Here is a 14,387-nt window from a genome sequence, read left to right on the forward strand (position 1 = left end):
ATGCCCTGGAATGGCTGCAATCGCCGACAGGCAAACTGATCGAGACTGACGGGTGGGCATCTATCTCCCGATCGCGGAAATTTCCGTCAACGTCTTCGTGCTGCTGGCAATGGGCGCGGCGGTGGGTTTCCTGTCGGGCATGTTCGGGGTCGGTGGCGGCTTTCTGATCACGCCGCTCTTGATCTTCTACAACATCCCGCCGGCAATCGCCGTTGCTACCGGTGCCAACCAGGTTATCGCCTCCTCCTTCTCCGGCGCGCTGTCGCACATGAAGCGCGGCACGCTCGACTTCAAGCTCGGCGGGGTGCTGCTGGCCGGCGGCATCGTAGGCTCGACCGGCGGTATCTTCGTCTTTGCCTTCCTGCGTCGGCTCGGCCAGCTCGATTTGTTTATCTCACTGCTTTACGTCGTGCTGCTTGGCACCGTCGGCGGGCTGATGCTGGTCGAGAGCGTCAATGCGCTGCGCGCGACGCGCAGCGGTGCGGCGCCGGTCTTGAAGAAATCCGGCCAGCACAACTGGATCCACCGGCTGCCGCTGAAGATGCGCTTCAGGGCCTCGAAGCTGTTCGTCAGCGTCATTCCGGTGCTGGGGCTCGGCGCCGGCATCGGCTTCCTGTCGTCGATCATGGGTGTCGGTGGTGGCTTCATCATGGTGCCGGCGCTGATCTACCTCCTGAAAGTGCCGACCAACGTCGTCATCGGCACCTCGCTGTTCCAGATCATTTTCACCTCGGCCTACACCACGCTGGTCCACGCCACCACCAACCAGACGGTCGACGTCATGCTTGCCTTCCTGCTGATGGCGGGCGGCGTTGCCGGCGCGCAATATGGCGCCAAGGCAGGACAGAAGCTGCGCGGCGAACAGCTCAGGGCACTGCTGGCGCTGCTGGTGCTGGCGGTTGCCATCCGGCTTGCCATCGATCTCTTCGTCACGCCGCCAAACCTCTATTCGCTGACCGCCGCGGGCCTGAACTGATGCCGCGGTGGGGGATTTTTTCGGCCGCCGTTTTGCTTTTCGCCCTCGCTCTGCCGGCGGCAGCGCAATCGCCGAACCCCTTGCCGGAAGGCATCCAGATCGGTCTCTCCACCGACGCGGTGTCGATCACCGCCGGCTTTTCCGGCGCCGACCTGACCATTTTCGGTTCGCTGGAAAATCCCGACCCGCTGGTCGCGCGACAGGGGCGCTACGACGTCATCGTCGTGCTCGAAGGCCCGCCGCGGCCGGTGGTGGTGCGCCGCAAGGACCGGGTGCTCGGCGTCTGGGTCAATCTGGAATCCGAGACCTTCGAGAACGTGCCGGTATCCTACTCCGTCGCCACGACGCGGCCGCTGCAGGACATCACCGAACCCAACAGCTACAAGCAGCTGTCGCTCGGCGCCTCCAACCTTTACATGCAGCCGGCCGAGGTAACCGACAGTCCGGCGACGATCGAGGAATTCACCGTGGCGCTGCGCGAGCGCAAGGCGGCGACCGGCCTCTATAGCGAGAATGTCGGCGGCGTGCAGTTCTTGTCGCAGAACCTGTTTCGCGCCACGGTGCGGCTGGCGCCCAACGTCCCGGTTGGAACCCATAAAGCCCGCGCGTTCCTGTTCAAGAGCGGTCTGTTCCTCAAGGAAAGCTCGGCCCAGCTCGAAATCCGCAAATCGGGCTTCGAACAGTCGATCTTCCGCGTCGCGCATGATTACTCGTTTCTCTACGGCGTCTTCTCCGTGTCGCTGGCCATGATCACCGGCTGGCTGGGCAGGCTGATTTTCCGCAGGGATTGACGCGCAGGACCCATTTCCGGGGAAAAGGGGTTCCCCTTTTCTCAGTCTTGCGATAGACCGCCGCCTCCCAACCCTCGGGTAACACGCACAATCATTCGGCAGAGCGGTCAGGCCTCTGGACGGCGCGCGTCTTGCGGACGCCTGCCACAGCGACGACCCAATGACAGGAGGCTGCAATGCACCAGGCATTTGGCGGCATCGATTTCGGCACGTCCAATTCTACGGTGGGCGTGATCCGCAACGGCCAGGCACGGCTGGTGGCGCTGGAAGGTGAACAGCCGACATTGCCAAGCGCGGTTTTCTTCAACTTTGAGGACGGTCACACCTATTTCGGCCGCCGCGCCATTGCCGACTACACCGATGCCATCGAAGGCCGGCTGATGCGGTCGCTGAAGAGCGTGCTCGGCAGTTCGCTGGCGCATGAGAAGACGCGGATCAAGGCCCGGCAGATCGGTTTCATCGACATTGTCGGCATGTTCGTCGGCCATTTGAAGAAGCGGCTTGAGGAAGATGCCGGCGCTCCGGTGGAGAACGTTGTGCTCGGCCGGCCGGTGCAATTTGTCGACGACGATGTGGAAGCCGATGCCAAGGCGCAAAGCGAGCTTGAAAAAGCGGCGCGCGCGCAAGGCTTCAAGCACATCGCCTTCCAGTTCGAACCGATTGCGGCAGCACTCGACTATGAGCAGGACGTGAAGCGCGAGGAACTGGCGTTGATCGTCGACATGGGCGGCGGCACGTCCGACTTCTCGATCGTGCGCGTTTCGCCGCAACGCGCCCGCTCACGCGACCGCAAGGACGACATCCTCGCCAACCGAGGCATTCATATTGGCGGCACCGATTTCGACCGGCTGCTCAGCATCGCCCATGTCATGCCCAAGCTCGGCTATCTCTCGCCCACAAAAGACGGCAAGCGCAACCTGCCGGCGAGCTATTTCATTGATCTCGCGACGTGGCAGCGCATCAACCTCGTCTATACTGCCAAGGCGATGACGCATCTGAGGCAAATCCGCTTCGAGGCCGTCCGCGCCGACCTTGTCGACCGCTTCATCCATATTGTCGAGCACCGTTACGGCCATGCGCTGGCCGGCCTCGTCGAACGAGCCAAGATCGCGCTGACGGATCAGGCTTCGGCCGATGTAACGGTGGCGCTGCCTGGCGCGCATTTCGCCGCCGAGATCTCGCGGACCGGCCTGGAAGAGACCATCGCCGCCGACATCGAGCGGGTGTCCGCTACGGTGCGGCAGACGATTGCCGATGCCGGCATAACGGCCTCTGCGATCACCGCCGTATTCCTCACCGGCGGTTCGACCGCGATCCCGCTGGCACGGCGTGAAATCCTGTCGCTGGTGCCGCAAGCCGCCGTTATCGAGGGCGACATGTTCGGCTCGGTCGGCCTTGGCCTGGCGCTGGATGCGCAGCGGAAGTTCGCCTGATCGCTTACGCCGGATTGCTGACGGCTTCAGCGCCGAGATGCGCCTTGAGCGCCATCTGGGCCAGGCTTGCCTGGCGGTCGCGATGGGTGATCATGGCGAAGTCGCGCTTCGGCAGTTCGAGCGGCACCGACCGGAGACTGCCCTCGGCGACGGCGCGTCCGACGACGAGGTCCGAGATGATGGTGGCGCCGGCGCCGGCCTCGACCGCCTGGCGAACCGCCTCGTTGCTCGGCAGCACCAGAAATATCTGCAGGTCGCCAAGCGATATCCCCTCGCGGCGGGCCAGGTCCTCCAGCACCTCGCGCGTGCCCGAACCACCCTCACGGATGATCCAGCGCAGCCCTGTGATATGCGGGCGGCCCGGCGCGATCTCGGCGATTTCGGGATGCGAGGCGGCGACGACCAGCATCAACCTGTCGACGTCGACCTTGGTGCGGCGGAGGATGTCTGACTCGGTGCGCCCCTCGACCAGACCGAGATCGGCGGTGCCGTCGAGCACATTGGCCTCGACCTGCCTGGTGTTGCCGATGCTGACGCTTAAGCGCACCGCCGGGTAGGCTTCATGGAAAGAGGCCAGCCTGCGCGGCAGCCAGTAGCTGGCGATGGTCAGGCTGGCGGCGATCGACAGGCTGCCGGCGACCGTCTGCGAGACATGCTCCAGCACATTTCGGGCGGCGGCGGCGCGTTCCAGCACCGCCTTGGCCTCGGGCAGGAAACGGTGGCCGGTCTGAGCCAGCTCGATGTTGCGGCCGACACGGTTGAACAGATGAACGCCATGCTGCTCTTCCAAAGCGCGGATGGCCGCCGACGCCGCCGACTGGGAGATGCCCAAAAGCTCCGCCGCCTTGGTCATATGGCCGCGTTCGGCAACGGCAACGAAAATGCGCAACTGGTCCAGCGTCATGTGTGCATTAAGAACCAATTCCGATCGAATTTACAAGAACAACTGATTAGACGGATCGATAGCTTTATTCTACTTTTTCAGTCGAAGTTAGAAAAAATTCGCCAACAAATCGCGGCCAACAAAATGATCGGGCGGTTCAGATCCCTTTTTGCGCATTGGACCCGTGGCCTCAGGCGGCGGCTGGCCGGCGATCGATATCATCCTGAAGAACACTATATGCGTGGCCCCGGACCGAAGACGCGGGCCAAATTCGCAGGTAGCAAAAGCACGCCGGCATCATGAATCCAGCTGCGCCGCGCGGGGCCAATTCCGCACCGTCGCAACGGCCGCTTCCCAATACACGCGCGCCTGATGAAGGCGACGGTGTCGACACCTCGCCAACCGTTTCCGACAGCATCGCCAAGACCACCTGCTATATGTGCGCCTGCCGCTGCGGCATCGACGTCCACATCAAGGACGGCAAGGTGCGCTACATCAACGGCAACAAGGACCATCCGGTCAACCGCGGCGTAATCTGCGGCAAGGGCAGCTCCGGCATCATGCAGCATTACAGCCCGGCGCGGCTGAAGAAGCCGCTGTTGCGCAGCGGCCTGCGGGGCTCGGGTGAATTCCGCGAGATCGAGTGGGAGGAAGCGTTTTCGATTGCGACCGAGCGGCTATCGAATATCCGCCGAACCGATCCGAAAAAGCTCGCCTTCTTCACCGGGCGCGACCAGTCGCAGTCGCTGACCGGCTGGTGGGCGAGCCAGTTCGGCACGCCGAACTTCGCCGCCCATGGCGGCTTCTGCTCGGTCAACATGGCGGCCGGCGGGCTCTACACGATCGGCGGCTCGTTCTGGGAGTTCGGCGAGCCGGACTGGGACAATACGAAATACTTCATGCTGTTCGGCGTCGCCGAGGACCATGATTCCAACCCGATCAAGATCGGCTTGGGTAAACTCAAGGCGCGCGGCGCCAAGGTGGTGTCGATCAACCCGTGCCGCACGGGCTACAACGCGATTGCCGACGACTGGATCGGGATCCGGCCCGGCACCGACGGCCTCTTCGTCTTCGCCCTCATCCACGAACTGCTCAAGGCGGGCCGCGTCGATCTCGATTATCTGCTCCGCTACACCAACGCCCATGTGCTGGTCATCCAGGAGCCGGGTGCGGCGGACGACGGGCTGTTCCTGCGCGACAGCGACAACAATCTTCTCGCGTGGGACAGAGTGGCGAAGACAACCGTCAACGCAGCCGATGCGGATGCGAAGCCGGCGTTGACCGGCAGCTTCACGTTCGCCGGCCGCCGCTGCGTGCCGGTGTTTCGGCTTATCGCCGACCGCTACATGGACGACAGCTACGCACCCGATGCGGTCGCGGCACGATGCGGCATTCCGGCCGACACCATCCGCCGGATCGCTGCCGAACTCGCCCACGTCGCCTTCGAACAGACGATCGAACTGCCGGTTGCGTGGACCGACTGGGCCGGACGGCGGCACGAGACGATCAAGGGACGGCCGGTGTCGATGCATGCCATGCGCGGCATCTCGGCCCACTCCAACGGCTTTCACTCCTGCCGTGCCATCCACCTGCTGCAGGTGCTGCTCGGCACGGTGGACGTGCCCGGCGGCTTCCGTTTCAAGCCCCCCTACCCGCGCTCGGCGCCCCCGGGACCGAAGCCGGCCGGCAAGGTGGTCAGGCCGATGACGCCGCTCGACGGCATGCCGCTCGGCTTCGTCTGCGGGCCGGACGATCTCCTGGTCGACGAGGCCGGCACGCCTTTGCGCATCGACAAGGCTTATTCCTGGGATGCGCCGCTCGCCGCGCATGGGCTGATGCATACGGTCATCCGCAATGCGTGGGCCGGTGACCCGTACCCAATCGACACGCTGATGATGTACATGTCGAACATGGCGTGGAATTCCTCGATGAACACCGTCGAGACCATTGCCATGCTCACCGACCATGACGAAGCGGGTAACTACAAGATCCCCTTCATCATCTATTCCGACGCCTATTATTCCGAGACGGTGCCGTTCGCCGACCTGGTGCTGCCCGACACCACCTATCTCGAACGTCACGACTGCATCAGCCTGCTCGACCGGCCGATCAGCCATGCCGACGGGCCGGGCGACGCGATCCGCCATCCGGTGGTCGAATCGGACCGAGATGTCAGGCCGTTCCAATCGGTGCTGATCGAACTTGGCGCTCGGCTTGGCCTGCCCGGCTTCGTCGAGGACGATGGCTCGGCCAGATATGCCGACTATGCCGACTACATCGTCAATCACGAACGCACGCCGGGCATCGGCCCGCTGGCCGGCTGGCGCGGCAAGGACGGCACTTCCGTCGGCAAGGGCGAAGTCAATCCCGACCAGTTGCAGCGCTACATCGGCAATGGCGGCTTCTGGCACCAGGATTTTGCTGAGGACCAGCGCTATTACAAGATGGCCAACCGCTCCTATCTCGACTTCGCAGAGCAGATGGGGTTCATCCCCAAGGCCGAGCCGATCGTGTTCCAGCTCTATTGCGAACCGATGCAGCGCTTTCGCCTCGCCGCGCGCGGTCATGGTCGCGTCCAGCCGACCGAGAGCGAACGCCAGCGCATCGAGACCTATATGGATCCGCTGCCGTTCTGGTTTACGCCGTTCGAAGAGGCCGCGGTCGATCCGCAGAAATACCCGCTGCATGCGCTGACGCAGCGGCCTATGCACATGTATCATTCCTGGGGCTCGCAGAATGCGTGGCTGCGGCAAATCACCAGCCAGAACCGCCTGTTCGTGCACCACCAGACCGCGGCAGTTCTCGACCTGGCCGACGACGACTGGGTGTGGATCGAAAGCATCAACGGCCGGGTGAAGGGACAGATCAAGCTGGTCGACGGGGTCAATGCGGATACGGTCTGGACATGGAACGCCATCGGCAAAAGGCGCGGCGCCTGGGGGCTGAAGGACAACGCCGCCGAGAGCAATCGCGGCTTCCTGCTCAACCACATCATCGGCGACCAGACATCGGCTGACGCGAAAGGCAAACGCTATTCGAATTCCGATCCGGTGACCGGCCAGGCGGCGTGGTTCGACCTCAGGGTACGCATCGTCAAATGCTCTGATGAGGAAGCCGGCTTCACCGAACCGCAATTCGAGCGTTTCAGCCAGCCGCCAAATGTCGAGCCTTCGCCCGACATCCTTCGCTTCGGCGCCGAGTTCCGCGTCAATAGGGAAGCCGTGGAATGACCTGCCTTCCCGCCCATACAGACAAGAAGCTTGGCCTGGTCATCGACCTCGACACCTGCGTCGGCTGCCAGGCCTGCGTCACCGCCTGCAAGGAGTGGAACACCGGCGGCCACATGGCGCCACTGACCGACATCGACCCCTATGGCGGCCGTGTCGACGGCGTCTGGTTCAACCGCGTGGACAGCTATGAGCACACGACCGAGGCGGGCGGGCGCACGGTCAACTTTCCGCGCTCCTGCCTGCATTGCGAGACGCCTGCCTGCGTCACTGTCTGCCCGACCGGCGCGTCCTACAAGCGGGCGTCGGACGGCATCGTGCTGATCGACGAAAGCAAATGCATCGGCTGCAAACTGTGCAGTTGGGCCTGCCCCTATGGCGCGCGCGAATTCGATACCGACGTCGGCGTGATGAAGAAATGCACGCTGTGCGTCGATCGCATCTACAACGACAATCTGGCCGAGGAAGACCGCGTGCCGGCCTGCGTTGCCGCCTGCCCGACCAGCGCCCGGCATTTCGGCGATCTCGGCGATCCCTCGTCGGCTGTCTCGCAACTGGTGGCGGAGCGTGGCGGCGTCGACCTGATGCCGGAGATGGGCTACAAACCGACCAACAAATATCTGCCGCCGCGCGCCCAGCGCGCCGCATGGGTGCCGGCGCCAAGGCTCGAGCCAATCACGGCCGAAGGCGGTTTTCTCGGCTGGATCGACCGCATGCTTTCGAACTGACCAATGCATCCAGCCTTTTCCGTCGTCTTCTTCACAACTGCCACAGGAGCGGGCTACGGCCTGCTGGCGCTGCTTGGCGTGCTTGGCGGACTGGGTTTTATCCCGGCCCATTTCTGGCTCGGCCTTATCGGCATGGGGCTGTCGCTCGGCCTGATCGCCGCCGGCCTATTGTCCTCGACCGGCCATCTCGGCCGCCCCGAACGTGCATGGCGCGCCTTCTCGCAATGGCGCAGTTCCTGGCTGTCGCGCGAAGGCGTGGCCTCGGTCGCGACCTTCATTCCCGCCGGGCTGTTCGGCATCGGCTGGGTGTTTTTTGGCCGCACCGGAGGCTGGATGGCCATCGCCGGGTTTCTCGCAACTATCGGCGCAATCGTCACCGTCTGCACCACCGGCATGATCTATGCCTCGCTGAAGCCGATCGCGCAGTGGCATAGCCCGTATACGCTGCCGGGCTATCTCATCTTTTCGGCGATGACCGGCAGCGTGCTGTTGAACGCGCTGCTGCAGGCTTTCGCCATCAGCCCGACCGCCGTTGCGGTAGCCGCCCTGCTGCTGACCTTGCTCGGCTGGGGCTGGAAGCTGGCGACGTGGCGATACAATGACGCGCTGGAGATCGCGACCACCGCCAACACGGCGACAGGCCTCGCCGGAGGGACGGTGCGCTCGCTGGAATGGCCGCACACCGAGGAGAACTACCTGCTCAAGGAAATGGGCTTTCGCATCGCCCGCAAGCACGGTGCAAAGCTGCGGCTGATCACGCAGTTGCTGGCTTTCGCCTTGCCTGCCCTGCTGCTGCTTTCTGTCTTATTCGCTTTGCCCTGGCCATTCGCAGCGGTGCTGTCGGTGCTTGCGGCAACCGTCCAGTTCGCCGGCATGCTGGTCGAGCGCTGGCTGTTCTTCGCCGAGGCCAAGCACACCGTCACCCTCTATTACGGCCGGTAGAGCGTCCCGCCGTCAGGCGGCCCGTGCTCGTGGCGCCGCCGGCAAATCCTTAAGCAGGATTTCGATCGCGGCATCGATTACAGCTGTCCTGCGGTCGTGCGCGTAAAGGCCGTATTGGACCGTGAGCGGCTCGGGCAGGCCGGCTGACGTCTTCAGCACCCGCATCGAAGCGGTGCGCACGGATTCGGGCGGAAGCAGTCCAACGCCCAGTCCGTTCTCGATCGCGGCCTGAAGGCCGGTGACGCTCTGGCACGACAGGACGATCCGGTGCTCCCGGCCGGCGGCGACCAGCGCCTCGATCATCCGCCTGCGCCAAGGGCAGGTTGCGCCGAAGGCGGCGAGATCGAGTGGCCGGTCATGGTCCAGCACATAGTCCTGGGCGCAGACCCACTGCAGTTCGACGTTCCATGTCGTCACGGCATCGGCCGCGACGACGGATGTCGGGGCAATCATGACATCCAGCGCATCCTCGCTCCACAGCCGTCCCAGCGCGACGCTGTGCTCGACCATCGCGTCGAGGCTGATGTCGGGATAGGTGCGATGCAGCCGCCCAAGCGCGGCCGAAAGCGCGGCCGTGGTGACCTCTTCGGCAAGACCAATACGCACGCCGCCGCCAATGCTAGCCTGCTGCAGACGCGCCACCGCTTCGTCGCCGAGAGCGAGGATGCGAGTCGCGTATCCCAGAAAGAGCTCTCCCGCCGCAGTCGGTACGACACCGCGGCCGGTGCGCTGGAACAAGTGCCGTTGGAGCAGGCCCTCCAGCCGGCGCATCTGCATGCTCATCGCCGATTGGGTCTTGCCGGTCTGCGCGGCGACCCTGCTCAGGCTACCTTGCCGGCAGACCGCGACATAGGTGCGGAGAAGGTCGAGGCCGATCTGCTCAGATATCATTTTGTTTGAACTCTGATGTCATCGGTATCAGTCTACAATGATATCCCGCCACGCGCTATCTCACACTCAAGAGAAACAGCGCAGGGAAGAAAACCATGAAAGCGATCCGTGTTCACCGCCATGGCGGGCCAGATATGCTCGCCTACGAAGATGTCGACATCGGCCAGCCCGGACCGGGCGAGGTGCGCGTGCGCAACCGGGCGGTCGGCCTCAACTTCGTCGACATCTATTTTCGCACCGGCGAATACGCGCCGCCCGCTCTGCCATTCATTCCCGGCAATGAAGGCGCCGGCGAAATCGTCGCCGTCGGTGAAGGCGTCAGCGGCTTCGCGCCTGGCGACCGAGTCGCCTATGTCGAGACGCTCGGCGCCTATGCCGAAGAACGCATCGTGCCGGCGCATTTCGTCGTGCATCTGCCCGACGCCATCGATTTCGAGACAGGTGCGGCGATGATGCTGAAAGGGCTGACGGCGCAATATCTGCTGCGCCGCACGTTTCGCGTCGAGGCGGGCCATACAATCCTGGTGCATGCCGCGGCGGGCGGCGTCGGCCTCATCCTGACGCAATGGGCCAAACATCTCGGCGCGACCGTCATCGGCACGGTCGGTTCACCCGAAAAGGCCGAACTTGCGCGCGCCAATGGCTGCGACCATGTCATCGACTACAGCAAAGAGAATTTCGCCGCACGGGTGAAAGAGGTCACCAACGGCGAAGGCTGCCACGCCGTCTATGACGGCGTCGGCAACGCGACCTTCCCCGCCTCGCTCGACTGCCTGCAGCCGTTCGGCACCTTCGTCAGCTACGGCACAGCGTCGGGGTCGATCCCGCCCTTCGACATCATGCTTTTGATGCAAAAGGGTTCGCTGTTCGCCACCTGGCAGTTGCTGTTCCATCATCTCGCCAGGCGTGAGGACGTCGTCGCCATGAGCGAGGATCTGTTCAGCGTCGTCCTCAGCGGCGCAGTGAAAATCCCGGTGCACACAAGCATGCCGCTTGCCGAAGTGGCGGAGGCGCACCGCCGGCTCGAAGCACGGCAGACGACAGGCGCAACCGTGCTTATACCGTAGAAACTCAGCCCGGCCGCAGCATCGAACCGGAAATGGCGAAGATGCGCGCGGCGCCCATCATATAAGCTATCAACGTCTCGCGGCGGAACAGGCCGGCATAGGCGCGGTCGAGCACGTTGAGCGAGCCGGTATAAGCGCCGAAGGCCGGCATGATCATGCGGCCGCCATCGCCGGCAAAGCAGCGCCGCCGCACCGAGCGGCCCTGCTGGACGATGCGGGCGCAAGGGTGAAGATGGCCGGCAACTTCGCCCTCGGTTCTTATCTTCGACGGCTCGTGGCGGAACAGCAGCGAGCCGATGGCGAGTTCGCGCACCGTCTCGCCGGGCAAATCCGCCGGCGCTTCCGGGTCATGGTTGCCGGCGACCCAGAACCAGTCGCGGCCGGCCATCAATGCTTCCAGCCGATCGCGGAAGGTTTGATGCATGCGCTCGGCGCCGCCGCCGTCGTGGAAGGAGTCGCCCAGGCTGATGACGATGGCCGGCTGGTAGTCCGCGATTACCGCCTGCAGCCGGAGCAGAGTGGCGCCGGTATCGTAGGGCGGGATCAGTGCGCCGCGCCTGGCGAAGGACGAGCCCTTTTCCAGATGCAGGTCGGAGACCGCGAGCAGCCTCAGATCGGGGAAATAGAGCACGCCGCGCGAATCACAGATCGCGCGCTCGCCCGCGATGCCGACAAAGTCGGCCTCGGCGATCAGCGATGCCCGCGCCAGCGAAAAATTCATTCCTCAACCATCCCAGGACCCATGGCTTCCTCGACCAAAGTCGCGGCATCCATCAGCAGCGTTTCGTCGGCCTCGCCATTCACCGGCATCTTGCCGATTTCGAGCATGATCGGCACGGCCAGCGGCGATATCTGTTCGAGTGCCTTATGCACGATTCGACCCTGGATACGCGAGAGCATGTCGGCAAGTCTGCTGACATCGAGCAGACCGGTCGCCGCGTCGGCGCGCGTCGCCTGCAGCAGGATGTGGTCGGGCTCATGGCTGCGCAGCACGTCATAGATCAGATCGGTCGAGACGGTGACCTGACGGCCGCTTTTCTCCTGTCCCGGGTGGCGCTTCTCGATCAGGCCTGAAATCAGCGCGCAGTTGCGGAAGGTGCGCTTGAGCAGCCAGCTGTCGGCCAGCCAAGCCTCGAGGTCGTCGCCCAGCATGTCCTGGTCGAACAGAGCGCCAAGCGAAGGTTTCCGCGATTTGAACATCGCGCCCATATCGCCCAGCGACCAGATGGCCAATGCGTAGTCGGTGGCGACGAAGCCAAGCGGCCTGGCGCCGGCCCTGTCCAGCCGGCGGGTGAGCAGCATGCCGAGCGTCTGGTGCGCCAGCCTGCCCTCGAAAGGATAAGCGACGAGATAGTGACGGTTGCCGCGCGGAAAGGTCTCGATCAAGAGGTCGTCGCGTTTGGGCAATACCGATTTGTCGGCCTGGAACCGCAGCCAGTCCGATACCTGCTCGGGCAGCTTCTTCCAGCGCTGCGGGTCGTCCAGCATGGCGCGCACCTGCTCGGCGAGGTAAGTCGAAAGCGGAAATTTGCCGCCGCCATAATAAGGAACCTTGGCGTCGCTTCCCGGCGCATTCGAGACGAAGCATTCGTTCTCGCGGATGCCTTCGAAGCGCAGCACTTTGCCGGCAAACATGAAGGTGTCGCCATGCGTCAGCGTTTCGAGGAAGGCCTCCTCGATCTTGCCCAGAGCCCGGCCGCCGTGCGAAGCCGAGCCTTTGCTGCCCGCCTTGACGTAACGCACATTGAGCGCCGGCACCTCGATGATGGTGCCGACGTTCAGCCGATATTGCTGCGCGACGCGGGGATTGGAGACCCGCCACATGCCGTCCTTGTTGAGGCGGATGCGGGCGTAGCGCTCGTAGTTCTTCAGTGCGTAGCCGCCGGTGGCGACGAAATCAATGACGCGGTCGAATGTCGGCCGGTCGAGGCTGGCATAGGGCGCTGCTGTCAGCACTTCCTCGTAGAGATCGTCGGCGCGAAACGGCGCTCCGCAGGCGCAGCCCAGCACATGCTGGGCCAGCACATCGAGCCCGCCATTGACCAGCGGCGGCGTATCCTGGGCGCCCAGATAGTTGGCGTCCAGCGCTGCCCGGCACTCCAGCACCTCGAAACGATTGGCCGGGATCAGGATCGCCTTCGACGGCTCGTCCATGCGGTGATTGGCGCGGCCGATGCGCTGCGCCAGCCGGCTGGCGCCCTTGGGCGCGCCGACATGGACGACCAGATCGACATCGCCCCAATCGATGCCAAGGTCGAGCGTCGAGGTGGCGACGATGGCACGGAGCGCGTTTTCCCCCATCGCCTTCTCGACGCGTCGGCGCTGGGCGACATCGAGCGAGCCGTGATGCAGCGCGATCGGCAAGGTATCCTCGTTGACCCGCCACAATTCCTGAAACAGCAGCTCGGCCTGGCTGCGGGTGTTGACGAACAGCAGGGTGGTCTTGTGGCGCTTGATCTCGCGGTAGATTTCCGGCGTCGCATAGCGCGCCGAATGGCCGGCCCATGGCACGCGCTCTTCCGAATCGAGGATCGAGATTTCGGGCTTCGCGCCGCCGGTTACGACGATGAGCTCAGACATATCGGGACTTGCCAGGCCTTTGGGCGGATTCTGGCTCACCAGCCAGCGCCGCAACTCGTCGGGCTCGGCCACCGTTGCCGACAGACCGATCGTCTGCAGGCCGGGCACGATGCTGCGCAGCCGCGCCAGCCCGAGCGCCAGCAGATGGCCGCGTTTCGATGTCACCAGCGAATGCAACTCGTCGAGGACGACATAGCGCAGATCCTCGAAGAAGCGCCCGGCATCGCCGGCCGCGATCAGCAGCGCCAATTGCTCGGGCGTGGTCAAAAGGATGTCGGGCGGCGCCAGTTTCTGGCGCTGCCGCTTGTGCGAAGGGGTGTCGCCGGTGCGCGTCTCGATGGTGACGGGCAGGCCGATCTCCTCCACGGGCTTGCCGAGATTGCGCTCGATGTCGACGGCCAGCGCCTTCAGCGGCGAGATGTAGAGCGTATGGATGCCGCGCCGTGCCATACCAGCTTTGCGTCTGGGGCGGTTGGCCAGTTCGGTCAACGATGGCAAGAAGCCGGCCAGTGTCTTGCCGGCGCCGGTCGGTGCGATCAAGAGCACCGATTGCCCGGCTTGAGCCTTCGCCAGCAGCTCGATCTGGTGAGCGCGCGGCGACCAGCCTTTTTCGCCAAACCATCTGATGAATGGCTCGGGCAGAAGGACGGCGGCATTTTGTTTGGCAAGGCGCGGCTGCTCGGTCACGCGAAAGAGGTAGCGCGACGGCGCGCGATCGCCAAGGAAAATCGGAACAAAAGGTGATCGGGTGAGTTGCCCTCACCCCGTACGGGGAGAGGATGCCGGCAGGCACGTGAGGGACAGCGCGAGCTTTCAATCGCTGGCGCCGCCCCTCATCCGCCGTTCGGGCACCTTCTCCCCGTGAACGG

12 protein-coding genes are annotated in these 14,387 nt (G+C 64.1%); 8 read left to right on the forward strand and 4 right to left on the reverse strand.

Annotated elements, in window-relative coordinates; genetic code table 11:
- The first annotated feature begins 52 nt into the window (after positions 1-52).
- The 3 genes from NKI15_RS06045 (at position 53) to NKI15_RS06055 (ending at position 3,200) form a co-directional block, all read left to right on the forward strand.
- A complete protein-coding gene (locus NKI15_RS06045) occupies positions 53-976 on the forward strand; it encodes a sulfite exporter TauE/SafE family protein (RefSeq protein WP_023669608.1) in 924 nt (307 codons plus the stop codon).
- A complete protein-coding gene (locus tag NKI15_RS06050) occupies positions 976-1,767 on the forward strand; it encodes a TIGR02186 family protein (RefSeq protein WP_023669607.1) in 792 nt (263 codons plus the stop codon). The genes NKI15_RS06045 and NKI15_RS06050 overlap by 1 nt, the downstream gene beginning before the upstream one ends.
- 176 nt (positions 1,768-1,943) lie before the next feature.
- Positions 1,944-3,200: an Hsp70 family protein gene (locus NKI15_RS06055; protein ID WP_023669606.1), complete on the forward strand. Its 1,257-nt coding sequence runs from the start codon at positions 1,944-1,946 to the stop codon at positions 3,198-3,200.
- Positions 3,201-3,204: 4 nt separating this feature from the next.
- Here NKI15_RS06055 and NKI15_RS06060 read toward each other — a convergent pair whose 3' ends face one another.
- Positions 3,205-4,104, reverse strand: coding sequence for a LysR substrate-binding domain-containing protein (locus NKI15_RS06060; RefSeq protein ID WP_023703451.1), 900 nt, complete (start codon positions 4,102-4,104; stop codon positions 3,205-3,207).
- Positions 4,105-4,382: 278 nt separating this feature from the next.
- On the opposite strand from NKI15_RS06060, the gene NKI15_RS06065 reads away from it, so the two are divergent.
- Genes NKI15_RS06065 through NKI15_RS06075 form a run of 3 tightly spaced genes read left to right on the forward strand, consistent with a single transcriptional unit; the run spans position 4,383 to position 8,980 of the window.
- Entirely contained in the window at positions 4,383-7,313 is a 2,931-nt protein-coding gene (locus NKI15_RS06065; RefSeq protein ID WP_023703452.1) for a molybdopterin oxidoreductase family protein, read from the forward strand.
- Positions 7,310-8,038: a 4Fe-4S dicluster domain-containing protein gene (locus NKI15_RS06070; RefSeq protein ID WP_023703453.1), complete on the forward strand. Its 729-nt coding sequence runs from the start codon at positions 7,310-7,312 to the stop codon at positions 8,036-8,038. The genes NKI15_RS06065 and NKI15_RS06070 overlap by 4 nt, the downstream gene beginning before the upstream one ends.
- Positions 8,039-8,041: 3 nt before the next feature.
- A complete protein-coding gene (locus NKI15_RS06075) occupies positions 8,042-8,980 on the forward strand; it encodes a dimethyl sulfoxide reductase anchor subunit family protein (protein ID WP_023688708.1) in 939 nt (312 codons plus the stop codon).
- 12 nt (positions 8,981-8,992) lie between these two features.
- Here NKI15_RS06075 and NKI15_RS06080 read toward each other — a convergent pair whose 3' ends face one another.
- Positions 8,993-9,871, reverse strand: a complete 879-nt coding sequence (locus NKI15_RS06080) for a LysR substrate-binding domain-containing protein (protein ID WP_023688709.1) — start codon at positions 9,869-9,871, stop codon at positions 8,993-8,995.
- A 95-nt stretch (positions 9,872-9,966) separates the two neighbouring features.
- Between NKI15_RS06080 and NKI15_RS06085 the strand changes: the two genes are divergently transcribed.
- Positions 9,967-10,938: a quinone oxidoreductase family protein gene (locus NKI15_RS06085; protein WP_023708179.1), complete on the forward strand. Its 972-nt coding sequence runs from the start codon at positions 9,967-9,969 to the stop codon at positions 10,936-10,938.
- Between the two features lie 4 nt (positions 10,939-10,942).
- On the opposite strand, the gene pdeM is transcribed toward NKI15_RS06085, so the two are convergent.
- Positions 10,943-11,659 carry a ligase-associated DNA damage response endonuclease PdeM gene (pdeM, locus tag NKI15_RS06090; protein WP_023703455.1) on the reverse strand — a complete coding sequence of 239 codons (717 nt, stop codon included), beginning with the start codon at positions 11,657-11,659 and terminating at the stop codon, positions 10,943-10,945.
- Positions 11,656-14,160, reverse strand: coding sequence for a ligase-associated DNA damage response DEXH box helicase (locus tag NKI15_RS06095; RefSeq protein ID WP_245261101.1), 2,505 nt, complete (start codon positions 14,158-14,160; stop codon positions 11,656-11,658). Before NKI15_RS06095 ends, pdeM begins: the two co-directional genes overlap by 4 nt.
- Here NKI15_RS06095 and NKI15_RS06100 point away from each other — a divergent pair.
- Positions 14,068-14,262, forward strand: a complete 195-nt coding sequence (locus NKI15_RS06100) for a hypothetical protein (protein WP_245260071.1) — start codon at positions 14,068-14,070, stop codon at positions 14,260-14,262. The two genes, NKI15_RS06095 and NKI15_RS06100, sit on opposite strands and share 93 nt — an antisense overlap.
- Positions 14,263-14,387: the final 125 nt, after the last annotated feature.

The organism is Mesorhizobium sp. M0862, from assembly GCF_040319795.1.
GTDB lineage: Bacteria > Pseudomonadota > Alphaproteobacteria > Rhizobiales > Rhizobiaceae > Mesorhizobium.